Origin of the sequence: Pseudomonas sp. StFLB209 (assembly GCF_000829415.1) — a bacterium.
GTDB lineage: Bacteria > Pseudomonadota > Gammaproteobacteria > Pseudomonadales > Pseudomonadaceae > Aquipseudomonas.
This window is the reverse complement of the sequence record NZ_AP014637.1, coordinates 2,228,390-2,254,017: the sequence shown is the minus strand read 5'-3', so window position 1 is coordinate 2,254,017 and position 25,628 is coordinate 2,228,390. Positions and strand designations below refer to the sequence as shown.

Below are 25,628 nucleotides of genomic sequence, written 5' to 3'. Positions count from 1 at the left end.
GCCATGCCTTTGCCTGCCTCGTTCATTGATGCGCTGAGCGATTTGCTCGGCGAGCGCTTCAGCACCGCCACGGCCGTTCGCGAACACCACGGCCGCGACGAATCCCTGTACGACCCGATCCCCCCCGATGCCGTGGCGTTTGCCCATACGGTTGAAGAAATCAGCGCCATTCTCGGCCTGTGCCACGCCCACCGGGTGCCGGTGATCCCTTATGGCAGCGGCTCATCCCTGGAAGGCCATCTGCTGGCCGTGCAGGGCGGCCTGAGCCTGGATGTGTCGGCCATGAACCAGGTGCTGGCGTTCACCCCCGAAGACATGAGCATCACGGTGCAACCGGGGATTACCCGCAAGACCCTCAACGAGTATCTACGCGCCAGCGGGCTGTTCTTTCCTATCGACCCGGGAGCCGACGCCAGCATCGGCGGTATGTGCGCCACCCGCGCCTCAGGCACCAACGCCGTGCGCTACGGCACCATGCGCGAGAACGTACTGGGCCTGAAGGCCGTACTGGCTGACGGTCGAGTCATGCACACCGGCTCACAGGCCAAGAAGTCATCGGCCGGCTACGACCTCACCCGGCTGCTGATCGGCAGCGAAGGCACCCTGGGGGTGATCAGCGAAATCACCCTCAAACTGCACCCACAACCCGAGGCGATCAGCGCCGCGGTATGCAGCTTCGACAGTGTCGCCGGGGCGGTGCAGACCGTGATCGAAACCATCCAGATGGGCGTGCCGGTGGCCCGTGCCGAACTGGTCGATCGCCTGGCCATCGAGGCGCTTAACCGCTACGCGAAACTCGACCTGCGCGCAGCGCCGACGCTGTTTCTGGAGTTCCACGGCAATCAGGTCAGCGTGGCTGAACAGGCTGAAACCGTGCAGGGGCTGGCCCAGGGCAATGGCGGGCAGAACTTCGAGTGGGCGACCCGTCAGGAGGACCGCAACCGGCTATGGAGCGCCCGCCACGATGCATTGTTCGCCTTCCTGCAACTCAAGCCGGGCTGCCGAGCGCTGTCGACGGATGTCTGTGTACCGTTGTCGAAACTGGCCGAATGCGTGGTCGCCACCGAACAGGACCTGAACCAGTCTTACCTGCCGGCGCCGATCTTCGGCCATGTGGGGGATGGCAATTTCCACGTCTGCATGTTGCTGGCGCCGGATAACCCGGCCGAACTGATCGAGGCCGAACGCCTCAACCACGCCATCGTCCACCGCGCGTTGCAGGCCGGAGGCACCTGCACCGGTGAACATGGTGTGGGGTTGCACAAGATCGACTTTCTCCTCCAGGAACATGGTGAGGTGGCCATCGACAGCATGCGCGCCATCAAACAGGCCCTGGACCCGCAGGGCCTGATGAATCCGGGCAAGATATTCCGGGCACTGCAGGAGCCGCTTTAGCGGCGAAGCCTTTGGGGCTAAAGCCCCTCCTACCGCTACAGCACCTCGCGGCTGTGCAGCCCATCTACCAGCCGCTCGATACCCAGCGGGTTGGCATTTTTGAGCGCATCGGGCAGCCATTCGTCAGGGTAGTTCTGGTAGCACACCGGACGCAGGAAGCGATCGATGGCCAGGCTGCCCACCGAGCTGCCACGCGCGTCGGAGGTGGCCGGGTACGGACCGCCATGCACCATGGCGTCACACACCTCGACCCCGGTCGGATAGCCATTAATCAGCAGCCGCCCGGCTTTGTGCTCCAGCAGGCCGGTGAGTTCGGTGTGGTTGCGCAGATCACCCGGCTCGGCGATCAGGGTCGCGGTCAGTTGGCCGCGCAAGCCGTGCAAGGCACGCAGCAGTTCGGCCTGGTCGGCGACTTCGACCACCACCGTGGTCGGGCCAAACACCTCTTCCTGCAGCAGTTCATCGCCATCGATCAACAGCGCGACGTCGGCCTTGAACACTTGGGCGTGGGCCTGCTGGCCCTGCTGCGCGGCACCGGCCAGATGGCTGACAGCTGGATGCGCATGCAGCCGCTCAAGGCCATGACAGTAGCTCTTGAGGGTTGCGGTATTGAGCAGGGTCTGTGCCGGCTGATCACCCATCAATCGGACAAAGTGCTGCAGCCAGGCATCGAAGGCCGCCGAACGTATGCCGATCACCAGACCGGGATTGGTACAGAACTGCCCGGCGCCCAAGACCACCGCTGCGCTCAACTCCGAGGCGATGCGCTCACCCCGCACCTGCAGGGCTTCAGGCAACAGCAGCACCGGATTGATACTCGACATCTCTGCGAAGACCGGAATCGGCTGGGGGCGCGCGGCGGCGATGTCGCACAAGGCCCGGCCACCGGCCAGCGAGCCGGTAAAGCCGACCGCCTGGATGGCCGGATGCTGCACCAGCCAGGCCCCCACGCCACCGCCGAAGATCATATTGAACACACCGGTCGGCATGTCAGTGCGGCGCGCAGCCCGCAAGATCGCATCAGCCACCAGTTCTGCGGTGCCCATGTGCCCGCTGTGGGCCTTGAATACCACCGGGCAGCCAGCGGCCAATGCCGCTGCGGTATCGCCACCGGCCGTGGAGAAGGCCAGCGGAAAATTGCTGGCCCCAAACACCGCCACCGGTCCCAGACCGATCCGCCACTGGCGCAGGTCCGGCCGCGGCAGAGGCTGGCGTTCAGGCAAGGCACGATCAATACGCGCGCCGTAAAAGTCACCCCGGCGCAACACCTTGGCAAACAGCCGCATCTGCCCGCTGGTTCGGCCCCGCTCTGCCTGGATGCGTGCCGCTGGCAATGCCGTCTCCTGACACACCAGCGCGACGAAATGCTCACCTAGGGCATCGAGCTCATCGGCGATCGCCTCAAGAAACTCTGCCCGCCGTGCGGCCGGCAAACTGCGAAACGCCGGATAGGCGTCCTGCGCCGCCCGCGCCGCAGCATCGACCTCGGCCTCGGTGGCCTGATGAAAGGCATAAGGCAGGGCCTGCCCGGTGCTGGCGTCAAAGCTTTGCAAGGTGGTCTGGCCTTCCGCGCTGCGCTGACCGCCGATGTAGTTCCAACCCGTGATGCTGGTCATACGTGATTCCTTTGTGTTCAGAGCGCCTGGACGGCGCCGGGAGCCAGTGGCTCGTCATCAACAACCACACCGGTGCGTAGCGGCGCGCCGAACTCGGCGATTTCGATCTCGAAAATGTCTCCGGGACGGGCACTCACCGCGTCGGCAAACGACAGGGTTGCGGTGCCGAAGAAATGCACATGCACATCGCCCGGCCGCAGGAACTGGCGGTATTTGAAGTGGTGATACTCAAGGTTCTCCAGGCTGTGGCACATGTTTTCTTCGCCACTGAGAAATTCCTTTTCCCATAACACCTGGCCGTCGCGGTGGATGCGGCTGATACCGGCCAGATGCGCTGGCAAGGCACCGATGCGCAGCTCAGGACCATAGGCGCAGAAGCGCAGCTTGGAGTGTGCCAGGTACAGGTAGCTACGACGCTCCAGTACGTGGTCGGACAGCTCGTTGCCCAGCGCATAGCCAAGGCGATAAGGCTTGCTGTCCGGGCCGATCACGTACAGGCCAACCAGCTCGGGCTCTTCACCGACGTCTTCGGCGAAGGTCGGCAGTGGAAAGCTTGCACCGGGGCGCAGCACGATCGAACCATCACCTTTGTAGAACCACTCCGGCTGCGCGCCGACCTTGCCGGCACCTGGCTTGCCGCCCTCTACGCCCCAACGGAACATGCGCGCGGTATCGGTGAGCGTCGCTTCGTCCTGGTCTTTTTTCTGGTGCATCTTGTCACGGGTATCAGCGCTGCCCAGATGGGTCAGGCCAGTGCCACTGACCAGGCAATGGGCCGGGTCTTCGTGATCCAGCGGCGGCAGTATCTGGCCGGCTTCCTGCAGATCCCGATACAACGGGCCGGGCTGGCTGCCGCGCTTGAGCACTTCGTCCTCCAGACCATGACCGGCGCTGATGGCCGCCAGCGCCAGTTCCCGGGTGCTGAGGGTCGCCAGCACGGTGTGTACCTGGTCGCCCTCGACGATGCCGACATGGCGTTGGCCGGCAGAGGTTTCATACTGGATCAGTCGCATGGCATGGGCCTTCTTGTTCTGCTGTGGATAAGCCGCACTTTACGAATCTGCCAGCAGGCTGCCTAATGAGAGCCTCTGATTAAGCGATAACCTTTACTTATCCCCATGATCGCCCCGCTCACCTCACTGATCTCACGGCTGCGCCTGAAGCAGCTGCGTCTGCTGATCGCTCTGGACGATCACGGCTCGCTGCACAAGGCTGCCGAGTACGTGGCCATTACCCAGCCCGGTGCGACCTCGGCGCTGAACGAAATCGAGTCGGCATTCGGCACCCGGCTGTTCACCCGCACCAGCCAGGGTCTGGAAGCCAACGATTTGGGACGCTGTGTGATCCGCTATGCCCGGCTGATCCACAGCGACATGGCCCACCTGCGTGAAGAACTGATCGGCATTCTGCAGGGCCAGGGGGGGCGGATTGCCGTGGGCGCGGTGATGGGCGCAGTACCGTTGCTGGTCAGCAGCCTGGCGCGCCTGCGTGAAGCGCAGCCGGAACTGGCGGTGGAAGTGGTCGAGGACACCAGCGCCCGGCTGCTGGGCCTGATTGACCAGGGGCGCCTGGATCTGGCGCTCTGCCGAACCAGCGTCAGTCAGCGCCCGCAAGCCTATGACTGCCTGCCGCTGGCCCCGGAGGCGTTGCAACTGGTTGCCAACCCACTGCACCCGCTGGCCGCTGCCGCCAGCCTGACACTCGACGAGCTGCAGCATTACAACTGGGTGGTCTATCCGGCAAACATGCCGATGCGGCTGGTGCTGGAGCGGGAGTTCAGTGAGGCCGGGCTGGAGTTTCCGCGGTTTGCGATCGAAACCGCGTCCACCTTCACCACCCTGATGCTGCTACAACAGGACCGGCAACTGGTTGCGATGATGCCCAAGGCCGTGGCTGAAAGTGCCAGCGGTATGGGCGTGGTGCCCTTGGCGCTGACCCTGCGTTCACGCAGCGAACCGTTCTGGCTGGTCAGCCGCCACAACACACCGCTCTCAGCCCCGGCCAGATTACTGACCGAGGCATTGCAGGCGGGTGTTGGCAGCGTCGACGATGCGTAGCTAGGCCAGACGCCGCTCGCTGACCGAGGCATCCAGACTCTCGTCGATGGCCTGTTGAATCGCCTTGCGGCGACGCTCTTCGGCCTGACGAGTGAAGTACCAGACCATGAACGTCGCCAGCGACACGGCCAACAGAATCAGACTGGCCACGGCGTTGATTTCCGGCTTCACGCCCAGACGCACGGCAGAGAAAACCTCCATCGGCAGGGTGGTCGAGCCAGGCCCGGAAACGAAGCTGGCCAGTACCAGGTCGTCCAGCGACAGGGCGAAGGACATCATGCCGCCGGCCGCCAGCGATGGGGCGATCATCGGGATGGTGATCAGAAAGAACACCTTCCACGGCCGCGCGCCAAGATCCATCGCAGCCTCCTCGATGGACAGGTCCAGCTCACGCAGGCGCGCCGACACCACCACCGCCACGTAGGCAGTACAGAACGTGGTGTGGGCGATCCAGATGGTCAGCAGGCCACGTTCGGCAGGCCAGCCGATCAGTTGCGCCATGGCCACGAACAGCAGCAACAGCGACAGACCGGTAATCACCTCAGGCATGACCAGCGGCGCGGTGACCAGACCACCGAACGCCGTGCGGCCGCGAAACCGCGAGATACGGGTCAGCACAAAGGCGGCCATGGTGCCCAGCGCCACCGCCGCGATGGCGGTGTAGAAGGCCACTTCCAGCGAGCGCATCACCGAGCCCATCAACTGGGTATTGTCCAGCAACCCCACGTACCACTTGACCGACCAGCCGCCCCACACCGTCACCAGCCGCGACTCGTTGAACGAGTAGATCACCAGGATCAGCATCGGCAGGTAAATGAACAGCAACCCCACCACCAGCATCAGATTGGAGAACTTGAAGCCTCTCATGCCTTGCCCTCCAGTTCCTTGGCCTGACTGCGGTTGAACAGAATGATCGGCACGATCAGCACCAGCAGCATGATCACCGCCAACGCCGAAGCCACCGGCCAGTCACGGTTGTTGAAGAACTCCTGCCACAGCACCTTGCCGATCATCAGGGTTTCCGGGCCACCGAGCAGCTCAGGAATCACAAACTCACCGACCACCGGGATGAACACCAGCATGCAGCCGGCAATGATGCCGTTCTTCGACAGCGGCACGGTGATTTTCCAAAAGCTGTTGAAGGTGCTCGAACCGAGGTCCGAGGCGGCCTCCAGCAGGCTGTGATCGTGCTTCACCAGGTTGGCGTAGAGCGGCAGGATCATGAACGGCAGGTAGGAGTAAACGATGCCGATATACACCGCCAGGTTGGTATTGAGGATCTGCAACGGCTCGTCGATCAGGCCCAGCCACATCAAGAAGCCGTTGAGCAGGCCGTTGTTACCGAGGATGCCCATCCAGGCATAGACCCGGATCAGAATCGCAGTCCAGGTCGGCATCATGATCAACAGCAACAGCACCGTCTGGATGTCCTTGCGGGCATTGGCGATGGCGTAGGCCATGGGGTAGCCAATCAGCAGGCACAGCAAGGTGCTGAAAAACGCGGTCTTCAGCGAGCCCAGATAAGCCGCCAGGTACAAATCGTCGCCCGCCAGCATCGTGTAGCTGGTGAAACTGAGCACGATCTGTAGCTTTTCTTCGGCGTAGGTGAAGATCTCGGTATACGGCGGGATCGCTACGTCGGCTTCGGCGAAACTGATCTTCAGGACGATCAGAAACGGCAGGGCGAAAAACAGGAACAGCCACAGAAAGGGCGCGCCAATGACCAGTTGCCGCCCGTCGGGGATGATGCGCCGCAGCAGGCGCTTGACCTTGCGTGCTTTCATGAGCGCAGTACCACGCCGCTGTCGTCTTCCCACCAAATGTAAACCTGATCACCCCAGGTCGGCCGGTCGTTCTGGCGCTCGGCATTGGCCACGAAGGCCTGCACACGCTTGCCGCCGGGCAGCTCGATATGGAACACCGAATGCCCGCCCAGGTAGGCGATATCGTGAACCTTGCCGCTCGACCAGTTGTACTCAGTGGTCGGCTGCTGGGTGGCGATCAGCACTTTTTCCGGACGCAGTGCGTAGGTGAGGCTCTTGTCCTCCACAGAGGTGCTAACCCCGTGGCCGATATAGATAGGCCGCTCAAGATCAGGGGTACGCACCAGCGCGTAGCCTTCCATGTCCTCGACGGCTTCGCCTTCGAACAGGTTGACGCTGCCGATGAACTCACACACCAGACGGCTGACAGGGGTTTCATAGACGTCGATCGGGCTGCCGATCTGGGCAATCCAGCCTTGGTGCATGATCGCGATGCGCGCAGCCATGGTCATGGCTTCTTCCTGGTCATGGGTCACCATCACACAGGTCACGCCCACTCGTTCGATGATTTCCACCAGCTCAAGCTGCATCTGCGACCGCAGTTTTTTATCCAGGGCGCCCATCGGCTCGTCGAGCAACAGCAGCTTGGGCTTCTTGGCCAGCGAGCGGGCCAGCGCCACGCGCTGACGCTGGCCGCCGGACAGTTGGTGCGGCTTGCGCTTGGCGTACTGGGTCATGTGCACCAGCTTGAGCATCTCGGTGACGCGCTGGTCGATCTCGTTTTTGGGCAGTTTGTCCTGCTTGAGGCCGAAGGCGATGTTGTCGGCCACCGTCATATGCGGGAACAGCGCATAGGACTGGAACATCATGTTGATCGGCCGCTCGTAGGGCGGCAGGTCGGTGATGTCGACGCCATCAAGGTAGATACGCCCGTCGGTAGGGCGCTCGAAACCGGCCAGCATGCGTAACAGGGTGGATTTACCCGAACCGGAACCGCCCAACAGGGCAAAGATTTCGCCCTTGTTGATCTGCAGGGACACATCGTCCACCGCCACGGTCTCGTCGAACTTTTTGGTGACCCTGTCGACCCTGAGCAATACTTCTTTGGGCTGCTTACCGGTCTCAAGGGGATTGTTTAGGGCGCCGGAGGCAACTGCCATGGGTAAAAACTCCCGGAAATAATGCCTCTGGCGCTGTGAGCCAGAGGCAGGTTCTTTATTTGCCCGACTTGACCTTGGTCCAGCTGCGGGTCATCAGACGCTGCACCTTGGGGGGCAGCTCGCTATTTACGAACAAACGGTCCAGCACGGTTTGCGGCGGATAGACCGCCGGGTTGTTGCGGATGTCCTGATCCATGAACTCGCCAGCCTTGGTATTGGGGTTGGCGTAACCGACCTGGTCACTGACCTTGGCAATCACTTGCGGGTCGAGCATGTAGTTGATGAATGCACTGGCCTCTTTGAGGTTTTTCGAGTCCGCCGGTATGGCCAGCATGTCGAACCACAGGTTGGCACCCTCTTTGGGGATGCTATAGGCAATCTTGACGCCCTTGCCGGCCTCTTCGGCACGGTCGCGGGCCTGGAATACGTCGCCGGAGAAACCGGCCGCCACGCAGACATTGCCATTGGCCAGGTCGGATATGTACTTGGAAGAATGGAAATAGGTCACATAAGGACGCACTTCCAGCAGCTTGGCCTCGGCCTTTTTGTAATCGGCATCCTTGGTGCTGTTGGGGTCCAGCCCCAGATAGTTAAGCACCGCCGGGATCATCTCGTCGGCCGAATCAAGGAAGGCGACACCACAGCTTGATAGCTTCTTGATGTTCTCCGGTTCAAAGAGCACAGCCCAGGAGTCGATTTTGTCGACACCCAGCACCTCTTTGACCTTCTCGACGTTGTAACCGATGCCATTGGTGCCCCACAGGTAAGGCACGGCGTACTGGTTGCCCGGATCGTTTTTCTCCAGGCGCTTGAGCAGTGCCGGGTCGAGGTTCTGGTAATTGGGCAGCAACGCCTTGTCGAGTTTCTGGAAGGCACCGGCCTTGATCTGTTTCCCCAGGAAATGGTTGCTGGGCACCACGACGTCGTAGCCGGTGCGCCCTGCAAGCAACTTGCCTTCAAGGGTTTCGTTGGAGTCGAACACGTCGTAAACCGGCTTGATGCCAGTGGCCTTTTCGAAATCCGCCAGAGTGGTTTCACCGACGTAATCCGACCAGTTGTAGACGCGAACGGAAGAATCGGCATGGGCACTCAGCGCCAGGGTCAGCCCGGCTCCGGCCAGTACGGCCTTGAACAGAATGGAAATAGACAAAGCATCAGTCCTTTTTACAGTGGGCCTGCCCTTTGGATACCTCTAAAGCAATCTGCTGGCTGGGCGCATGCGTTTTTAGAGGTCCCCTTGAAGGGGGCGGATCTCTCCAGAAAAAACGGTACGCACCCTGCAACCTGTGCGCCCCGGCAAAGAATCTGGTCAGCAGGTGCATCACCTGCGATCAATCGATGGTTCGCGGCCGAAGCCACGTCCATGCAGTGCAGATGCTGCGCCAGCAGACGGCCACGCAGCATCCCCACTAATTGTTACAGATTTATTTCCCCGATTTGATTTTGGTCCAGCTGCGGGTCAGGATCCGCTGGGTCGCGGCTGGCAAATCAGCAATTGCATACAGCTTGGCAGTCACTTCCGGGGTCGGATAGATGCTCGGATCACCGGAGATTTCCTTGTCGACCAGCGCCGTCGCGGCTTTGTTGCCGTTCGGGAAGCGTACCTCGTTGGTGATCTCGGCCATGACTTCCGGCTGCAGCAGGAAATTCAGGAATTTGTAGGCCGCGTCGACATTTTCGGCATCTTTAGGGATGGCGACCATGTCATAGAAACTACCGGCGCCTTCTTTGGGAATGGCGTAGGACAGCTTGACCTTGTCACCGGCTTCATGAGCGCGCGACTTGGCCTGCTCCAGGTCACCGGAGTAACCGACGGCCACACAGATGTTGCCATTGGCCAGGTCAGAGATGTACTTGGACGAATGGAAGTAAGCCACAGAAGGACGGATCTTCAGCCACAGTGCTTCAGCTTCGGCCAGCTGTTTCTTGTCTTCGCTGTTGGTCGGGTAACCCAGGTAATGCAGGGCCACCGGGATCATTTCGGTAGGCGAGTCGAGGAAACTCACACCGCAGCTCTTGAGCTTGGCGATGTTCTCGGGCTTGAGCAGTACGTCCCAGGAGTCGATCTTGTCGACGCCCAGTGCCGCCTTGACCTTCTCGGGGTTATAGCCGATGCCGATGGTGCCCCACATGTACGGGAAGGCGAACTTGTTGCCCGGGTCACTGGCATCGCCCACCGCCTTGAGCAGCGCCGGGTCGAGGTTTTTCCAGTTCGGCAGTTTGGAGCGGTCCAGTTCCTGATAGACCCCGGCTTTGATCTGCTTGGCCAGGAAGTTGTTGCTTGGCACGACCACATCGTAGCCAGACTTGCCTGCCAGCAGTTTGGCCTCCAGGGTTTCATTGCTGTCGAACACATCGTAGACAACTTTGATACCCGACTCTTTCTCGAACTTGGCCACGGTGTCCGGGGCAATGTAATCGGACCAGTTATAAACGTGCAGCACTTTATCGTCAGCGTGCACGGTCGCGGTCATCAGGCCCGCCATGGACAAGGCGAGAAGGGTCTTGCCGAATGTTTTCATGGATACAGCTCCAAGTTGTCGTTATTAAACAGAACGGCTGACTGGCAGCGCCGTTAGTCTGGCAGATTAGCGGATGGCCTTGTAGAACAGCATTAACCTTGCAGCGCCTGCCAGGTCAGATCCAGGCACTGGCGCGCCTTGCTCACCAGTTCGTCGATCTGCGCCAGGCTGATGACCAGTGGCGGCGCAATGATCATGGTGTCGCCGACCGCTCGCATGATCAGGCCATTTTCAAAACAGAAGGTTCGGCAGATCATGCCCGCCGATTGCCCGGTGTAACGTTCCCGGCTGACCTTGTCGCGCACCAGCTCGATTGCCCCCAACAGACCCACGCCGCGCACCTCGCCCACCAACGGGTGGTCGCTCAGCTCACGCAGACGTTTCTGCAAGTAAGGTGCCGTTTCTGCCTTGACCCGTTCGACGACGCGTTCCTCGCGCAGGATACGTATGTTTTCCAGGCCCACGGCGGCGGCCACCGGATGCCCGGAATAGGTGAAGCCGTGGTTGAAATCGCCCCCCTCGTTGAGCACCGCGACGACTTCGTCACGCACCACCAGGCCGCCCATGGGCACGTAACCGGAGGTCAGCCCCTTGGCGATGGTCATCATGTCCGGTTCAAGACCATAGTAGTCACTGCCGAACCACTCGCCGGTACGCCCGAAGCCGCAGATCACCTCGTCTGCCACGAACAGGATGTCGTAGCGGGCCAGAATTTCCTTGATGCGCGGCCAGTAGCTGTCAGGCGGCACGATGACCCCGCCAGCGCCCTGAATCGGCTCGGCGATAAAGGCGCCGACCGTGTCCACGCCGAGTTCGAGGATCTTTTTCTCCAGTTGATCGGCAGCCCAGACACCGAACTCATCCGGTCTCATGTCGCCACCCTCGCCGAACCAGTACGGCTGGGGAATATGGACAATCCCGGGAATCGGCAAATCGCCCTGCTCATGCATGTAAGTCATGCCACCCAAACTGGCACCGGCGACGGTGGAGCCGTGATAACCATTAACCCGGCTGATGATGGTTTTCTTGTTCGGCTGGCCTTTGATTGCCCAGTAATGACGCACCATGCGCAACATCGTGTCGTTGCCTTCGGAGCCGGAGCCGGTGAAGAACACATGGTTCATGCCCTGCGGGGCAATCTGGCCGATCGCCTGCGCCAGCTCCAGAGCAGGCGGGTGAGCGGTCTGGAAGAACAGGTTGTAATACGGCAGCTCACGCATCTGGCGACTGGCGGCCGCGACCAGCTCTTCACGACCGTAGCCCACCGCCACGCACCACAAGCCGGCCATGCCGTCGAGAATCTGCTGCCCTTCGCTGTCCCACAGGTACACCCCTTCGGCGCGGGTAATGATGCGCGGCCCTTTTTCCTTCAGTTGTTTGTAGTCACTGAAAGGCGCCAGATGATGCTGGTGGCTGAGGCTTTGCCATTCGAGGGTTTGTGGATTCTTGACGGTCATTGCATCACTCCATTGCCAGATTGCAGGGTGGATAGCCCCTCCTACGGGGCTATCAGCGGTCAGACGGCAAACAGCAGGAACTCACGCTCCCAGGAACTGATCACGCGCTTGAAGTTTTCATGCTCGGCACGCTTGACCGCGACGTAGCCAACGATGAATTTCTTGCCCAGGTACTTCTCGATGGTCTTGCTGTTTTCCAGGCGCTCCAGCGCGTCTTCGATGGTCAGTGGCAGGCGCAGGTTGCGGCGCTCGTAGCCACGCCCCACCACCGGCGCGCTGGGGTTGATGCCTTCGACCATGCCGATGAAACCGCACAGCAGACTCGCGGCAATCGCCAGATACGGGTTGGCATCGGCGCCCGGCAGGCGGTTTTCGACGCGGCGGTTCTGCGGGCCGGCATCCGGTACGCGCAGGCCGACGGTGCGGTTTTCTTCGCCCCACTCGACATTGACCGGCGCCGAGGTGTCAGGCAGGAAGCGGCGGAACGAGTTGACGTTGGGCGCGAACAGCGGCAACAGCTCGGGGATGTATTTCTGCAAGCCACCGACATGCTGCAGAAACAGCGTGCTCATGGTGCCGTCTTCGTTGGAAAAGATGCTCTTGCCGGTCTGAATGTCGATCACACTCTGGTGCAGGTGCATGGCGCTGCCCGGCTCGCCGGTCATGGGCTTGGCCATGAAGGTCGCAGCCACGTTGTGCTTGAGCGCGGCCTCGCGCATGGTGCGTTTGAACACCACGATCTGGTCAGCCAGCGACAGCGCATCACCGTGACGGAAGTTGATTTCCATCTGCGCCGTGCCATCTTCATGAATCAGCGTGTCGAGGTCGAGGTTCTGCAGTTCGCACCAGTCGTAAACGTCTTCGAACAGCGGATCGAACTCGTTGGCGGCCTCGATGGAGAACGACTGCCGGCCCGTTTCGGGACGCCCGGAGCGGCCTACCGGCGGCTGCAACGGGTAGTCGGGGTCATCGCTGCGCTTGGTCAGGTAGAACTCCATCTCCGGCGCGACAATCGGCTGCCAGCCCTGGTCGGCATACAGCTTGAGGACTTTCTTGAGCACGTTGCGCGGCGACAGCTCGATGGGGTTGCCCTGTTTGTCGTAGGTGTCGTGGATCACCTGGGCCGTCGGCTCGATAGCCCATGGCACCAGATACACGGCATTGGCATCGGGGCGGCAGATCATGTCGATGTCGGCCGGGTCGAGCAGTTCGTAGTAGATCTCGTCTTCTACATAGTCACCGGTCACAGTCTGTAACAGAACGCTTTCCGGCAGGCGCATGCCTTTTTCAGCGATGAATTTGTTGGTGGGGGAGATCTTGCCCCGAGTGATGCCGGTCAGGTCCGACATCATGCATTCGACTTCAGTGATCTTGTGTTCTTTCAACCAATCGGTGAGCTGGTCGAGATTGGTACTCATAAATACCTCAGGTTTGACGTGTCCTGACCGGAGTCAGGCCTGGATGCGACTTGTTCGGCGTCACAGTGCAGTGCCCAGGCGCCGTGCGGTGCAGGATGCACCTCGCAAATGCATGTTTGATGAACGCAGCGCAAGGCTAACGCAACCTGGAGGCGGATGCCGAGTCAAATGCGCGGTCATACGCAAGCGCGAAGGGGTAAGCGGCACGCTGTCAGCCGCGCCACTATAGTGATAGGGTTCAGTAGACGCTGTGCATCGGTGATGGGCGACACCACTGCCTGGCGAGGCCATTGCGCAGTGTGCGTTGTTGTCCATGAATGGCAATGCAGACATCGACGCCCCCGGTATTTTTGCTGTTATGGGTTGCGATGGAGCTTAGCGCCGTTCATTTTTTTTCACAATAATTAGAAATACGTTGAACACGCCAATTCATGGCTTCGGGTATTGCCCGGCTGCAGCGTGTTGCGAATGCCCTGACAAGCAGCATAATCGGCACGATGGCGCCATTTCGGGGCAAAGGAAAGCTCTATTGACTTCATCATGGCTTTCGGATTGACTGAATCCGGCAAGACTCGATGATTGATATTTTTAACAACAAAGGTGTTGCATCATGTCGGTACCCCCGCGTGCCGTTCAGCTCAACGAAGCGAACGCGTTCCTTAAGGAACACCCTGAGGTTCTGTACGTTGACCTTCTGATTGCAGATATGAATGGTGTAGTGCGTGGCAAGCGAATCGAACGCACCAGCCTGCACAAGGTTTACGAAAAAGGCATCAACCTCCCGGCCTCGCTGTTTGCCCTGGACATCAATGGCTCCACAGTAGAAAGCACCGGCCTTGGCCTGGATATCGGCGATGCCGATCGCATCTGCTACCCGATCCCCAATACGCTGTGCAATGAACCGTGGCAAAAGCGCCCCACCGCGCAATTGCTGATGACCATGCACGAACTCGAAGGCGAACCCTTCTTTGCCGACCCGCGCGAGGTACTGCGCCAGGTCGTCAGCCGGTTCGACGAGATGGGCCTGACCATCTGCGCCGCATTTGAGCTGGAGTTCTACCTGATCGACCAGGAAAACGTGAACGGCCGCCCACAGCCACCGCGCTCACCGATTTCCGGCAAACGCCCGCATTCCACTCAGGTGTACCTGATCGACGACCTCGACGAGTACGTCGATTGCCTGCAAGACATCCTTGAAGGCGCCAAGGAGCAAGGCATTCCGGCTGACGCCATCGTCAAGGAAAGCGCCCCTGCGCAGTTCGAGGTCAACCTGCACCACGTGGCCGACCCGCTCAAGGCCTGCGACTACGCGGTACTGCTCAAGCGCCTGATCAAGAACATCGCCTACGACCATGAGATGGACACCACCTTCATGGCCAAGCCCTATCCGGGCCAGGCCGGCAACGGCCTGCATGTGCACATCTCGATCCTTGATCGCGACGGCAAGAACATTTTCACCAGTGAGGATCCCGAGCAGAACGCCGCATTGCGTCATGCGGTCGGCGGTGTGCTCGAGACCCTGCCGGCGCAGATGGCGTTCCTGTGCCCGAACGTCAACTCCTACCGCCGCTTCGGCGCGCAGTTCTACGTGCCCAACTCGCCAACCTGGGGCCTGGACAACCGCACCGTGGCGGTGCGCGTACCAACCGGCACCGCCGATGCCGTGCGCATCGAGCACCGCGTGGCGGGCGCCGATGCCAACCCGTATCTGCTGATGGCTTCGGTACTGGCAGGCGTGCACCACGGCCTGACCAACAAGATCGAGCCGGGCGCACCGGTCGAAGGCAACTCCTACGAGCAATTCGAGCAGAGCCTGCCCAACAACCTGCGCGACGCCCTGCGCACGCTGGACGACAGCGAAGTCATGGCCAAATACATCGATCCGAAATACATCGATATCTTCGTGGCCTGCAAGGAGAGCGAGCTGGAAGAGTTCGAGCACTCGATTTCGGATTTGGAGTACAACTGGTACTTGCATACGGTTTAACGGGGTCAAAAGCATCGCTGGCTCATAAGGAGCCGGCATGCTTTCTAACCCATATTCATAAAGCCGTCTCGGCCATGCCCGAACTGCGCCTGATATCTGCAACTTGCCTGGCCGACTGCGTTTGCCTACTAATTGCTACGCTATATGAAGGAGGAGAGAGCAAGGCCGTTTCATACGACGGAGGGTGGCGCAAAGCCATTTCATATGACGGCGGCGACAAAGATGATGGCGCCGTATCAGCCAAGCGTGCAGTCCTGTGCCAGGTTTTGAGTGCGCCCACAGTGCCTGCCGTCAACAACACCCCCGCTACAGCCATCAGGCCTGTTTTCAGATTCTTTTCTTTTACGGCTATTCCCGCAATGACAGCCCCTCCAGAAGCAACCAATGCCGTACCAGAGACGACTTTCAGAAAATTATGCACATTCAGGAATGCCGGAATGTGCCCGTCACGATCGACATGATTGACCGGATCACCCAAGCAATACGCATAGGCATTCAACCCTCCGTCACTAAACGGACTCAAACTGTCCGGACTGTTAAAGCGCATCAATACTGGGTTGTACGCCCGATAGCCATTGCCCAACAGATAATGGCCAGTGATTGGCTCGCAGAGATCGCCATTGAAGCCCAGGTGCACGGATTGACGCTGTCCAGATCCAATTGCTGCCCCACAATTCGGAGGGACGGGAAGTAGCGCTCGCTGCTCAGCCATTGGTCTGACCCCGAGAAGAAATTGAAAACCGATTATCGTTCCGACTGCCACCAGATTCAGCTAGCGGAAATGACAGGCTGGATTCAACGGCCCCGAACCACGCCAAAACAGGCGATGGACGACAAGAATTGTGACCCTTCTTACAGACCTTTCTGTATCTCTTGAGTGAAGTTTCCGAGAGAATCCCGACCGCTTGCGCCTGCCTGATCGGGCCTCTAGTCTGCGCTTCGCCGCTGTAATGCAGTGGTGGGTGTGAGAGCCCGGATTCAAGAACCAACGCGTAAGCTCGTCCTCCGTCTTCGATTTCCTTGTGTCGAATGCGTTATGGCGGCTATGTCCAGGCAGACTTTGGTCTGGCCGGGTGGTTCCTGACCGGCTCTCTCACCCTGTCCATAGCTGCCACCCCTCATCGTGTGAGAGCGGTAAGTGATGGCTCCAACGTAGGAACATCATATGAGTATCGTTATTCCAGCTCCACCCATGCACCTCGAAGACACCCTGCTGCGTGTCGACCAGATACTGCGCTGCGCCGTCGCCACCGCCTATGAAGCCGGCGAGCAGTTGAGCGGCCAGCAACGTGACCTGGCCTTCTCGGTGATGCATCTGGCAGAAATGGCCCAATCGCTGGTCAACCAGTCGCTGCAGGCTATCGAAGTGCGATAGGCAAGCGCTCCCGCCGGCCCCGTAACAGCCCGGTATCGGTGGGAGCGTTACCCGCAGGCGCCCTGTACAATGGCGCCTTGCCCGCCGCAGAGTTAGCTGACCATGACCCGCCCCGCCACACCCCGCAAACCCCGTGCTGCCAGCCAGGCGCGGATCGGCTCGATCCTTACTGCCGCGCGGGAATTGCTGGTCAGCGAGGGCATGGACAACCTGTCGATCTACAGCGTGGCCGAGCGCGCACAGATCCCGCCGTCATCGGTGTACCACTTCTTCGCCAGCGTACCGGCCCTGCTCGAAGCGCTGACCGCCGACGTGCATGCGGCTTTTCGGGCCACCTTGCTGGAGCCAGTGGCGCACGACTCACTACGCGACTGGCGTGACCTGTCGCGGGTGCTGGAAGTGCGCATGCTCACCATCTACAACAACGATGCAGCGGCCCGCCAGTTGATTCTTGCCCAGCATGGCCTGGCCGAGGTCAATCAGGCCGACCACCGGCACGATATCGAGCTGGGCCAGTTGCTGCAGGCGGTGTTCGCCCGGCACTTTCATCTGCCGGTGCTGCCCGATGATGTCGATGTATTTGCGCTGGCCATGGAACTGAGCGACCGGGTCTATGCCCGCTCAATGCAACTGCATGAGCAGATCACCCCGCGCCTGGCGCAAGAAGCCCTGCGGGTGTTCGATGCCTATCTGGGCTTGTATCTGCCGCCCTGCCTTGCCAAACGACCCTCTGAACTCTGAAGCGTGCGCAGCGATGAAACTCCGGTGCTGGTGCCTGTGCAGTGCAACTTCCGCTTGCAGCGACCAAGTGATATACAGGCGTTCCAGCCAGTAACCACATGTGTACGCAAAGGGACTTCGAATGAGCATGACAAGACCGGAAGAAGGCATTCTGTTTGCGTGGGCATTGGCTGATCTTGTGGGACAAGACGTTGCAATATGCATCGAACCCAGCGGGGTGACAGCGGCGGCAATCAACACCGCAACGGCCCCTCATCAAGGGCAGTCAGCCCTGGTGAACCTGATGCGCAACGGCAATCCGAAGCGCTCCGCCATGGTCTGCCTCAGCTATGAGCTGACAGAGATGGACCAGGGCATGTTCCAGATGAGCTCCTGCAGCGGCGGTCTGGTCTGGGCCAGTGCAGCGCAACTGCATAAGGGCAGCGTGAACAACTTTGCCTGGACCGCAACCGCCATTGCCACCCCGACTCTGGGCAAATGGCTGAGCGCGGATCGCGCCAAACGCATTTTCGAGGCGAAACTGTGGTGTGCCCGCAACCGGCTTGATAAACGCCCCGTTACACCACCGCAGGCGTCCACGGAACTGAGCGAGGTACGTGGCAGGCTGGTTCGCGCCTACAACCCGCCCGTATTGAAACTCCCGAATCTGATTGCCGTACCGGGCTACCGGGTAACGCCATTGAGCGATGCAATCCTGATGACACTCGCTTACAGCATCGCCCGGCTGAGTTGGTCAGAGGGTTCGATTACCACCAGTGATGCCAGCGGCGCTACCCGGCAGACGCCCTTTTCCGAGAACGGAGGGCACAACATTGCGTGCGTCATCGTAGACAACACCGGCAAGATCATCGGCTGGGGCCGTAACCATAATGCTGTGGGGGCGTCATTGCACGGCGAAGTGATGGCCGTGCTCAACTACCAGCGCCTCAATGGCACCGCAATTCCTCACGGCAGCAGAATCTACAGCACATTAAAGCCCTGTTATATGTGTGCCGGCCTGCTGGTGACCGCAGCCCCTGGCTGTACAGTGATCAGTGGGCAAGATGATACAAACATCGTCGGCAGCGCCCTGGACCGGGCCGTGAGTGGCTGCTCGACAGAAGTGCGCACGCATGAAACGACCGGGATAGAGTTGCTTAGAATTCAGGGCAGCAGATCCACCACCAGCAGCCTGGCAACAGACAGAGCCCGGGGCCTGATGGAGGATGCACTCTATGAGTTCTTCACCATCGGGGCGAATATCCGCGGCTGGGAACTGGACTTGTGGATGGAGGGCCTGGAGTTGCTCAAAAGCATCAGCCCACATGTCGAAACCTTGCGCGGCTATATGCTCAAAGGCATGGTGTAGAGAGTGTAACCGCCGTCTTGCTCTAACCAGCCGGAAAAAGCCGTCATTGCGAACCTCCCTGTTCGCAATGACACGCAGCATCGACGTGGCGCCGGATCGTCAATTACAGCTTGGCGATCGACACCTCAGTCGATTTCACGAATGCGATCACTTCGCTGCCCACTGCCAGTTCCAGTTCCTTGACCGAGCGGGTGGTGATGACCGAGGTCACGATGCCCGAAGCGGTCTGCACGTCGATTTCCGACAGCACGTCGCCCTGGACGATTTCCTTGATGGTGCCTTTGAACTGGTTACGAACGTTGATGGCCTTGATAGTCATGAGATCTTCCTCTCGTCAGGTATTGATACTGATTAATTGGCCCAACGCAGTTGCGTAGGCAGGGGTGAAACGGGTTCCGGGTCCGGTGGTGTGCCGGGAATTGCCAGCACCCGGTTGAGCACTTCGGCTTCCAGTGCCGCCAGGCGGTGCGAGCCACGGGCACGCGGCCGTGGCAGGTCGACGATCAGGTCCAGGCCGATGCGGCCCTCTTCAATCAGGATCACCCGGTCAGCCACCGCAACGGCTTCGCTGACATCGTGGGTGACCAGCAGTACGGTAAAGCCGTGCTTGCGCCACAGGTTTTCGATCAACTGCTGCATCTCGATGCGGGTCAGGGCATCCAGCGCGCCCAGCGGCTCATCGAGCAATAACAGGCGTGGCTTGTGAATCAATGCACGTGCCAGCGCCACACGCTGCTTCTGGCCACCGGACAACGCCGCCGGCCACTCGTTGGCACGCTCGGCCAGGCCGACCGCTTCCAGCGCCTCCAGCGCTTGCGGGCGCCAGTCGCCAGTCAACCCGAGGCCAACGTTGTCGATGATTTTCTTCCACGGCAGCAAACGTGCTTCCTGGAACATCAGACGGGTGTCATCGCGGGCCTGGCTCAGCGGCGCAGAGCCGGCCAGCAGCTCGCCTTCAGTCGGTTTGTCCAGCCCGGCCAGCAGGCGCAGCAAGGTGCTTTTGCCGCAACCGCTGCGCCCGACCACGGCGACGAACTGCCCGGCCGGAATGTGCAGGTCGATGTCTTTGAGCACTTCGCGGTTGCCAAAGGCCTTCTTGAGCTTGTGCGAGGCCAGCGGGATGCCGCGCAACAGATGCGCCGGTTGTTGCTGTTTCAGACTGGTCATGCCGCACCGCCTTTAGTCACTTGATAAGCCGGGTGCCAACGCAGGCACACGCGCTCCAGGCCGCGTGCAGCCACATCGGCGAGCTTGCCAAGCACTGCGTACAGCACAATCGCCAGCACCACGACATCGGTTTGCAGGAATTCGCGGGCATTCATGGCCAGGTAACCGATACCGGAACTGGCAGAAATGGTTTCAGCCACGATCAGGGTCAGCCACATGAACCCCAGCGCGAAGCGCACCCCGACCAGGATCGACGGCATGGCGCCCGGCAGGATCACGTGGCGGAACAGACCAAAGCCTGACAACCCGTAACTGCGCGACATCTCGACCAGCGCCGGGTCGATGTTGCGGATCCCGTGATAGGTGTTGAGGTAAATCGGAAACAGGGTGCCCAAGGCCACCAGAAACACCTTGGCGGTCTCGTCGATGCCGAACCACAGGATCACCAGCGGAATCAGCGCCAGGTGCGGCACGTTACGGATCATCTGCACCGAGCTGTCGAGCAGGCGCTCGCCCCAGCGGGTCAGACCGGTGATAAAACCCAGCGCCAGGCCGATGCCGCCGCCGATGGCGAAGCCCACCCCGGCACGCCAGCCGCTGATTGCCAGGTGGGTCCAGATCTCGCCGCTGGACACCAAGCTGACGCCCGCCTCGATCACGGCGCTGGGCGCCGGCAGGATGCGGGTAGACAGCCAGCCGGCGCTGACCGAGAGCTGCCAGACGGCCAGCAAAAGCACCGGCAGCGCCCAGGGTGCCAGCCTGTGCAAGACTCGTTGTGAAGCACTGAGGCTCATGGAGTTGTCTCCTCGAAAGGCCTGAAAATCACTGTGCTTTGGCAACAGCGGCAGGAGGTGTCCAGATCACATCTTTGATGCTCAATGGTTTGGGGATCAGCTTGAGCTGGTGGAAGCTGTCAGCGATTTTCTGTTGCGCCTCGACCACCTGCGGGGTGATGAAATGCGCGCCGTAGCCTTGGCGCTTCACGGAAGTCAGGGTGATATCAGCCGGCAGGCCGAGCAGCGGTGCGACCTGTTTGGTCACCTCTTCAGGGTTGGCCTGGGACCACTCACCGACCGCCCGCACTTCCTCGACCAGCGCCTGGATGATCTTCGGGTTCTTCTGCGCGTAAGGCTTGGTCGCCAGGTAGAACTGGTGGTTATCGACGATGCCGGTGCCGTCCTTCAGGGTGCGTGCCTGCAACTGCTGTTCGGCAGCGGCCTGGTACGGGTCCCAGATCACCCAGGCATCGACGCTGCCACGCTCAAAAGCGGCGCGGGCATCGGCGGGCGGCAGGAACACGGTCTGGATGTCGCTGTATTTCAGGCCAGCTTCTTCAAGCGCCCGAACCAGCAGGTAATGCACGTTGGAGCCTTTGTTGAGGGCGACCTTCTTGCCCTTGAGCTCCTTGACTGAAGTGATCGGTGAGCCTTTGGGCACCAGGATCGCTTCGCTGGTCGGCGCCGGCGGTTCGTAGGCCACGTACAGCAGGTCGGCACCGGCCGCCTGGGCGAACACCGGTGGCGTCTCACCGGTCACGCCGAAGTCGATGGAACCCACGTTGAGGCCTTCGAGCAACTGCGGGCCACCGGGGAACTCGGTCCACTGCACTTTGACGCCCTGCTCGGCCAGCCGCTTCTCCAGCGAGCCCTTGGCCTTGAGCAGCACCAGAGTGCCGTACTTCTGATAACCGATACGCAAGTCTTCGGCTTGCGCCTGGGAGAGAACACCGAGGCTCAGGGCGGCAGCAACAAGAGCGGCCAGGCTTTGACGCAAGAAGGTGGTGCGCATGGCGCTCTCCGTTGTTGTGCGGGTTAAGTGGAGTGACATTACCAGTTGTTTTTTATATCTATAAATCTCATTTTTTCATTTGGTTATTTCTTAATTGAATATGCAGAATGTTTTCTTTCACCCATAAAAAAGGGCCGACAATGTCGGCCCGAAAAAACCCCACTCAGGGAGGATATGGATTCTGTATCGCGGCTGAAGCCGCTCCTACGAGAGGATATGAATTCTGTTTCGCGGCCGAAACGGATCGCCGCGAACGGCAACCATCAGCGATTCGGTTGTGGCGTCAGACGCAGGTAGGGCGTGACGGCCTTGTAGCCTTTGGGGAAACGTTGCTTGATTTCTTCCTCGTCCTTGAGCGACGGCACGATGACCACGTCATCACCGTCCACCCAGTTGGCCGGGGTGGCCACCTTGTGGTTGTCGGTCAGTTGCAGAGAGTCGACCACCCGCAGGATTTCATTGAAGTTACGCCCGGTACTGGCCGGATAGGTGATGATCAGACGCACCTTTTTGTTCGGGTCGATAATGAACAGCGAACGTACGGTCAGGGTGTCACTGGCATTGGGGTGAATCAGGTCGTACAGGTCCGAGACCTTGCGATCGGCGTCCGCCAGGATCGGGAAATTGACCAGGGTGTTCTGGGTGGTGTTGATGTCATCGATCCACTTCACGTGGGAGTCCACCGGGTCCACCGACAGGGCAATGGCCTTGACCCCGCGCTTGGTGAATTCGTCTTTAAGCTTGGCGGTAAGGCCCAGCTCGGTGGTGCACACCGGGGTGAAGTCCGCCGGGTGAGAGAACAGAATGCCCCAGCTATTGCCCAGCCATTCATGGAAACGAATACGGCCTTCACTGGAGTCCTGTTCGAAGTCAGGGGCGATATCGCCAAGTCGCAGTGTCATGGTGTAGCTCCTTGTTAAGCAGGTGGGCGTTGGGTGCTAGTGAGTTATGAGTCCACTGTGCACTGTTCTGTTGAAAATTAAAAAGAATAGATATTGATTTAAATAGATCAAAAAGAAATATTAAAAAGCAGGCAAAAAGAACCCCGCACAAGGCGGGGTTCTTTTAAACGGCGTTCAACACACTTACATGAAGTTGTAGGTGTAGTTGAAGATCACACGAGTCTGATCAGTGTCAGTGGTGTTCAGGCCGGTTTCGCTACGGAACGAAGCGTGACGTACGGTAGTGCCGAAGCCTTTCAACGGACCGCTCTGGATCACGTAGTCAACACGCATGTCGCGTTCCCACTCGGAGAACTCACGACCGGCATTGGCACCAGTACCTTTGATGTCATCGCCATGCAGGTAGGCAATCGAAGCCTTCAGGCCCGGGATACCAGCCTTGGCGAAGTCATAGGAGTACTGACCGAAAGTGGTGTTCTCGCCAGCACGGATGAAACCGTTAGCCATCGAGTCGGTGAACAGGTAGAAGCTGCCGCCACCGTTGCCTTCGGCGCGACCACGGCCGTCAGTGATCGAGCCTTGGTTCAGCGAGACGAAGCCACCGTCATCGCCCACCTGCTGGTGGCCGACCATGAATGCGTGGCCACCCAGCGAGTAGGTGAACATCGCCGACCAGGTCTTGTTGTCGACCTCGCCTGCATTCTTGGCGTAACCGCCGTTGTTGTTGAAGGTGTAACCAGCGGTACGGCTGCTGTTGTTGCCGTCAGAGCTGCTGTCGAAGTAACGCAGGTCGGTTTTGAACGACTGGCCTTCGGAGATCGGGTAAACGTGTACCAGACCCAGGAAGTGCTGCTTGTAGAAGTCTTCCAGGTTGGCGAAGTAGTACTGCAGGGTCAGGTCTTTGGTGACTTTCCAGTCAGCACCGGCGAAACGGAACTCGTCGCTACCTTTGGTAGCGCCACCGACCGACAGGTCAGTCCAGTTCGACGAGGCACGGCCAATGCTCTTGGTCAGTTGACCGGCAGTGAAGGTCACGCCGTCCAGGTCCTTGGAGGTCAGGATGCCGCCTTCAAAGGCTTGTGGCAGCAGACGACCGTCGTTGGTAACCAGGATTGGCAGGTTTGGAGCCAGGGCGTTACCGAGTTTCAGCTCGGTCTTGGAGAAGCGAGCCTTGACGTTAGCGCCGGCACGAGTCCACTCGCTGACAGCCGAACCGTCGCGGTCGCTAGGCGTGATAGCGCCGTTGGTTGCTGCCGAGCGGTAGCCACGACCGCCGTCCAGGTGAACACCGACCAACGCCTGAGCGTCGAGACCGAAACCTACGGTGCCCTGAGTGAAGCCCGAGCTGTAGTCAAACTTCAGACCGGTTGCAGTTTCCTGATGGTCGTGGGCAGTGCTTTCACGCCAGTCGTTCTTGAAGTACAGGGTCCGGGAACTCACGGACGCCTTGCTGTCTTCGATGAAACCGGCAGCGCCGGCCTGTTGGGCCAGAACGCCCAGGGTGACGGCCAGGGCCAGGGTGGACTTCTTCATTACTTCGCTCCTCGTGAATCTAATTTTTGTATTCCATGGCCAGCAACAGATGCTGCAACCACGGTCGCGGGATTCACGCCGATGTTGACCTTCAGGTCAATCTCTTACGGGTGCCTCACGACTAATTGACTAGACCGCGTGTTTCGGTCGCTGCACGGTAGTGAAATCACATCGAAACAAAAAGGAACAATTTGGCAACCTGTTATACCTTTTTGCTATATGTGACTTCCCATGTCAAACAGACCGACACGGAGTGTATCCAGCAAATAAGCTAATGACTAAAAAATATTTTATTACCGTTCGTCAGATCCTTTAGTTTGCCGTCACCGGACAACCGGAAATCGTACCTCCCGCCACGAAACTTTTTCCGGAAGCTTTTCGCCATGCAACTAAAACCCCTTGTAAAACGGGCACTTGCCCGACACTTAGCAGCAATTGTGACAGTTGCCACCGCACTGGCCTGCACCAGCACCGCACACGCCGAAGAAAAATTGCGCATCGGTTTTCAGAAGTCATCCACGCTGATTGCGGTGCTCAAAACCCAAGGCACCCTGGAGCGGGAACTGAACAAACAGGGCATCAGCGTGTCGTGGCATGAGTTCCCCAGCGGCCTGCCCCTGCTCGAATCGCTGAACGTCGGCAATATCGACCTGAGCGCTGACGTGGCCGACACCGTACCGGTGTTCGCCCAGGCCGCCGGTGCCCGCCTGACCTACTTTGCCCGTGAGGCGCCCTCGCCTTCGGCCCAGGCCATCGTGGTGCACAAGGATTCGAAGCTCAGCAGCCTGGCCGACCTCAAAGGCCGCAAGGTGGCGGTGACCAAGGCGGCTGGCAGCCATTACCTGCTGATCGCCGCGCTGCAAAGCGCTGGCCTGAAATTCAGTGATATCGAACCGGCTTACCTGACGCCCGCTGACGGGCGTGCAGCGTTCGAGAACCGCAAGGTCGACGCCTGGGTCACCTGGGAACCCTTCCTCAGCGGCGTGCAGCGCCAGTTGCCGACTCGCACCCTGGCCGATGGCAAGGGCCTGGCCCAGTACCAGCGCTATTACCTGACCACCCAGGCCTATGCCAGCAAACATCAGCCGGTGCTCAAGACCGTGTTCAACGAATTGCAAAAGACCGGTCAATGGGTCAAGGCGCACCCCGGTGAGGCCGCAAAACTGCTTGGCCCGCTGTGGGGCAACCTGGACGTAGCCACCGTGGAGGCCGCCAACCAGCGCCGCACCTATCAAATCCTGCCGGTAGAAGCCGACAAGCTCGATGAGCAGCAGCGCATCGCTGACACCTTCTTCGAGGCCGGCTTGTTGCCCGCCAAGGTCGATGCCAGTGATGTGCAAGTGTGGAAGCCCTGAAGGCAGGCTTGGCCTTTTCACCGCTGGATGTGTTTTGCCTGACC

At 60.0% G+C, this 25,628-nt stretch carries 22 protein-coding genes and 1 pseudogene; 7 read left to right on the top strand and 16 right to left on the bottom strand.

Annotated features, from left to right (window positions below; all coding sequences use genetic code 11):
- The first annotated feature begins 3 nt into the window (after window positions 1-3).
- The gene (locus PSCI_RS10390) at window positions 4-1,395 is read left to right on the top strand and encodes an FAD-binding oxidoreductase (RefSeq protein ID WP_231906402.1); all 1,392 of its coding nucleotides are present in this window, start codon (window positions 4-6) and stop codon (window positions 1,393-1,395) included.
- Between the two features lie 35 nt (window positions 1,396-1,430).
- Here PSCI_RS10390 and PSCI_RS10385 read toward each other — a convergent pair whose 3' ends face one another.
- Together PSCI_RS10385 and araD1 are read right to left on the bottom strand one after the other, a co-directional pair.
- Window positions 1,431-3,011 (bottom strand): aldehyde dehydrogenase (NADP(+)), encoded by a 1,581-nt coding sequence (locus PSCI_RS10385; protein WP_045486067.1) that lies wholly within the window; start codon window positions 3,009-3,011, stop codon window positions 1,431-1,433.
- A gap of 17 nt (window positions 3,012-3,028) precedes the next feature.
- Entirely contained in the window at window positions 3,029-4,024 is a 996-nt protein-coding gene (araD1, locus tag PSCI_RS10380) for an AraD1 family protein (RefSeq protein ID WP_045486064.1), read from the bottom strand.
- 105 nt (window positions 4,025-4,129) lie between these two features.
- Here araD1 and PSCI_RS10375 point away from each other — a divergent pair, with 105 nt between their 5' ends.
- Window positions 4,130-5,068 carry a LysR family transcriptional regulator gene (locus PSCI_RS10375; protein WP_045486061.1) on the top strand — a complete coding sequence of 313 codons (939 nt, stop codon included), beginning with the start codon at window positions 4,130-4,132 and terminating at the stop codon, window positions 5,066-5,068.
- Here PSCI_RS10375 and PSCI_RS10370 read toward each other — a convergent pair whose 3' ends face one another.
- The 7 genes from PSCI_RS10370 to PSCI_RS10340 all read right to left on the bottom strand — a co-directional run bounded on the left by PSCI_RS10370 (window position 5,069) and on the right by PSCI_RS10340 (window position 13,388).
- Window positions 5,069-5,935, bottom strand: a complete 867-nt coding sequence (locus PSCI_RS10370) for an ABC transporter permease subunit (RefSeq protein WP_045486058.1) — start codon at window positions 5,933-5,935, stop codon at window positions 5,069-5,071.
- Window positions 5,932-6,813: an ABC transporter permease subunit gene (locus PSCI_RS10365; RefSeq protein ID WP_173426712.1), complete on the bottom strand. Its 882-nt coding sequence runs from the start codon at window positions 6,811-6,813 to the stop codon at window positions 5,932-5,934. Before PSCI_RS10365 ends, PSCI_RS10370 begins: the two co-directional genes overlap by 4 nt.
- 35 nt (window positions 6,814-6,848) lie before the next feature.
- The gene (potA, locus tag PSCI_RS10360; RefSeq protein WP_045486052.1) at window positions 6,849-7,991 is read right to left on the bottom strand and encodes a polyamine ABC transporter ATP-binding protein; all 1,143 of its coding nucleotides are present in this window, start codon (window positions 7,989-7,991) and stop codon (window positions 6,849-6,851) included.
- Between the two features lie 55 nt (window positions 7,992-8,046).
- On the bottom strand, window positions 8,047-9,141 hold the full coding sequence (locus PSCI_RS10355; protein WP_045486049.1) for a polyamine ABC transporter substrate-binding protein: 1,095 nt from the start codon (window positions 9,139-9,141) through the stop codon (window positions 8,047-8,049).
- Window positions 9,142-9,415: 274 nt separating this feature from the next.
- Complete coding sequence (locus tag PSCI_RS10350) at window positions 9,416-10,513, bottom strand: polyamine ABC transporter substrate-binding protein (protein ID WP_045486046.1); 1,098 nt, start codon at window positions 10,511-10,513, stop codon at window positions 9,416-9,418.
- Window positions 10,514-10,605: 92 nt separating this feature from the next.
- Window positions 10,606-11,970, bottom strand: coding sequence for an aspartate aminotransferase family protein (locus PSCI_RS10345; protein ID WP_045486043.1), 1,365 nt, complete (start codon window positions 11,968-11,970; stop codon window positions 10,606-10,608).
- Window positions 11,971-12,029: 59 nt separating this feature from the next.
- Window positions 12,030-13,388, bottom strand: coding sequence for a glutamine synthetase family protein (locus PSCI_RS10340; RefSeq protein WP_045486039.1), 1,359 nt, complete (start codon window positions 13,386-13,388; stop codon window positions 12,030-12,032).
- Between the two features lie 610 nt (window positions 13,389-13,998).
- On the opposite strand from PSCI_RS10340, the gene PSCI_RS10335 reads away from it, so the two are divergent.
- Entirely contained in the window at window positions 13,999-15,375 is a 1,377-nt protein-coding gene (locus PSCI_RS10335) for a glutamine synthetase family protein (RefSeq protein WP_045486036.1), read from the top strand.
- Between the two features lie 450 nt (window positions 15,376-15,825).
- On the opposite strand, the pseudogene PSCI_RS29045 reads toward PSCI_RS10335, so the two are convergent.
- Window positions 15,826-16,039: pseudogene (locus PSCI_RS29045) on the bottom strand (RHS repeat-associated core domain-containing protein); the annotation flags it as partial.
- A gap of 501 nt (window positions 16,040-16,540) precedes the next feature.
- On the opposite strand from PSCI_RS29045, the gene PSCI_RS10325 reads away from it, so the two are divergent.
- From PSCI_RS10325 to PSCI_RS28200, 3 genes are all read left to right on the top strand, one after another.
- Window positions 16,541-16,750 (top strand): DUF6124 family protein, encoded by a 210-nt coding sequence (locus PSCI_RS10325; protein ID WP_045486034.1) that lies wholly within the window; start codon window positions 16,541-16,543, stop codon window positions 16,748-16,750.
- A gap of 102 nt (window positions 16,751-16,852) precedes the next feature.
- Complete coding sequence (locus PSCI_RS10320) at window positions 16,853-17,491, top strand: TetR/AcrR family transcriptional regulator (RefSeq protein WP_045486031.1); 639 nt, start codon at window positions 16,853-16,855, stop codon at window positions 17,489-17,491.
- Between the two features lie 100 nt (window positions 17,492-17,591).
- Window positions 17,592-18,839: a Bd3614 family nucleic acid deaminase gene (locus PSCI_RS28200; protein WP_144403226.1), complete on the top strand. Its 1,248-nt coding sequence runs from the start codon at window positions 17,592-17,594 to the stop codon at window positions 18,837-18,839.
- Window positions 18,840-18,942: 103 nt separating this feature from the next.
- On the opposite strand, the gene PSCI_RS10310 is transcribed toward PSCI_RS28200, so the two are convergent.
- The 6 genes from PSCI_RS10310 to PSCI_RS10285 all read right to left on the bottom strand — a co-directional run bounded on the left by PSCI_RS10310 (window position 18,943) and on the right by PSCI_RS10285 (window position 24,229).
- Complete coding sequence (locus PSCI_RS10310) at window positions 18,943-19,158, bottom strand: TOBE domain-containing protein (RefSeq protein WP_025262382.1); 216 nt, start codon at window positions 19,156-19,158, stop codon at window positions 18,943-18,945.
- 32 nt (window positions 19,159-19,190) lie between these two features.
- On the bottom strand, window positions 19,191-20,006 hold the full coding sequence (ssuB, locus tag PSCI_RS10305; RefSeq protein WP_045486026.1) for an aliphatic sulfonates ABC transporter ATP-binding protein: 816 nt from the start codon (window positions 20,004-20,006) through the stop codon (window positions 19,191-19,193).
- Window positions 20,003-20,800: an aliphatic sulfonate ABC transporter permease SsuC gene (gene ssuC, locus PSCI_RS10300; protein ID WP_045486023.1), complete on the bottom strand. Its 798-nt coding sequence runs from the start codon at window positions 20,798-20,800 to the stop codon at window positions 20,003-20,005. Before ssuC ends, ssuB begins: the two co-directional genes overlap by 4 nt.
- Before the next feature lie 28 nt (window positions 20,801-20,828).
- Window positions 20,829-21,794, bottom strand: a complete 966-nt coding sequence (locus tag PSCI_RS10295) for a sulfonate ABC transporter substrate-binding protein (RefSeq protein ID WP_045486020.1) — start codon at window positions 21,792-21,794, stop codon at window positions 20,829-20,831.
- A gap of 263 nt (window positions 21,795-22,057) precedes the next feature.
- Window positions 22,058-22,696 carry a peroxiredoxin gene (locus PSCI_RS10290; RefSeq protein ID WP_045486017.1) on the bottom strand — a complete coding sequence of 213 codons (639 nt, stop codon included), beginning with the start codon at window positions 22,694-22,696 and terminating at the stop codon, window positions 22,058-22,060.
- Between the two features lie 183 nt (window positions 22,697-22,879).
- A complete protein-coding gene (locus tag PSCI_RS10285) occupies window positions 22,880-24,229 on the bottom strand; it encodes an OprD family porin (RefSeq protein ID WP_045486014.1) in 1,350 nt (449 codons plus the stop codon).
- A 383-nt stretch (window positions 24,230-24,612) separates the two neighbouring features.
- Between PSCI_RS10285 and PSCI_RS10280 the strand changes: the two genes are divergently transcribed.
- Window positions 24,613-25,584, top strand: a complete 972-nt coding sequence (locus PSCI_RS10280) for an aliphatic sulfonate ABC transporter substrate-binding protein (protein WP_045486010.1) — start codon at window positions 24,613-24,615, stop codon at window positions 25,582-25,584.
- Window positions 25,585-25,628 lie beyond the last annotated feature (44 nt).

What these genes read in the sequence shown, in the direction of transcription:
- PSCI_RS10320 (WP_045486031.1), top strand. Translation starts at nt 16,853, where the DNA reads ATGACCCGCCCCGCCACACCCCGCAAACCCCGTGCTGCCAGCCAGGCG.
- PSCI_RS10295 (WP_045486020.1), bottom strand. Translation starts at nt 21,794, where the DNA reads ATGCGCACCACCTTCTTGCGTCAAAGCCTGGCCGCTCTTGTTGCTGCC.
- PSCI_RS10390 (WP_231906402.1), top strand. Translation starts at nt 4, where the DNA reads ATGCCTTTGCCTGCCTCGTTCATTGATGCGCTGAGCGATTTGCTCGGC.
- PSCI_RS10370 (WP_045486058.1), bottom strand. Translation starts at nt 5,935, where the DNA reads ATGAGAGGCTTCAAGTTCTCCAATCTGATGCTGGTGGTGGGGTTGCTG.
- PSCI_RS10280 (WP_045486010.1), top strand. Translation starts at nt 24,613, where the DNA reads ATGCAACTAAAACCCCTTGTAAAACGGGCACTTGCCCGACACTTAGCA.
- PSCI_RS10335 (WP_045486036.1), top strand. Translation starts at nt 13,999, where the DNA reads ATGTCGGTACCCCCGCGTGCCGTTCAGCTCAACGAAGCGAACGCGTTC.
- ssuC (WP_045486023.1), bottom strand. Translation starts at nt 20,800, where the DNA reads ATGAGCCTCAGTGCTTCACAACGAGTCTTGCACAGGCTGGCACCCTGG.
- PSCI_RS10325 (WP_045486034.1), top strand. Translation starts at nt 16,541, where the DNA reads ATGAGTATCGTTATTCCAGCTCCACCCATGCACCTCGAAGACACCCTG.
- PSCI_RS10345 (WP_045486043.1), bottom strand. Translation starts at nt 11,970, where the DNA reads ATGACCGTCAAGAATCCACAAACCCTCGAATGGCAAAGCCTCAGCCAC.
- araD1 (WP_045486064.1), bottom strand. Translation starts at nt 4,024, where the DNA reads ATGCGACTGATCCAGTATGAAACCTCTGCCGGCCAACGCCATGTCGGC.
- PSCI_RS10350 (WP_045486046.1), bottom strand. Translation starts at nt 10,513, where the DNA reads ATGAAAACATTCGGCAAGACCCTTCTCGCCTTGTCCATGGCGGGCCTG.
- PSCI_RS10285 (WP_045486014.1), bottom strand. Translation starts at nt 24,229, where the DNA reads ATGAAGAAGTCCACCCTGGCCCTGGCCGTCACCCTGGGCGTTCTGGCC.
- potA (WP_045486052.1), bottom strand. Translation starts at nt 7,991, where the DNA reads ATGGCAGTTGCCTCCGGCGCCCTAAACAATCCCCTTGAGACCGGTAAG.
- PSCI_RS10385 (WP_045486067.1), bottom strand. Translation starts at nt 3,011, where the DNA reads ATGACCAGCATCACGGGTTGGAACTACATCGGCGGTCAGCGCAGCGCG.
- PSCI_RS10310 (WP_025262382.1), bottom strand. Translation starts at nt 19,158, where the DNA reads ATGACTATCAAGGCCATCAACGTTCGTAACCAGTTCAAAGGCACCATC.
- PSCI_RS10290 (WP_045486017.1), bottom strand. Translation starts at nt 22,696, where the DNA reads ATGACACTGCGACTTGGCGATATCGCCCCTGACTTCGAACAGGACTCC.
- PSCI_RS10375 (WP_045486061.1), top strand. Translation starts at nt 4,130, where the DNA reads ATGATCGCCCCGCTCACCTCACTGATCTCACGGCTGCGCCTGAAGCAG.
- ssuB (WP_045486026.1), bottom strand. Translation starts at nt 20,006, where the DNA reads ATGACCAGTCTGAAACAGCAACAACCGGCGCATCTGTTGCGCGGCATC.
- PSCI_RS10340 (WP_045486039.1), bottom strand. Translation starts at nt 13,388, where the DNA reads ATGAGTACCAATCTCGACCAGCTCACCGATTGGTTGAAAGAACACAAG.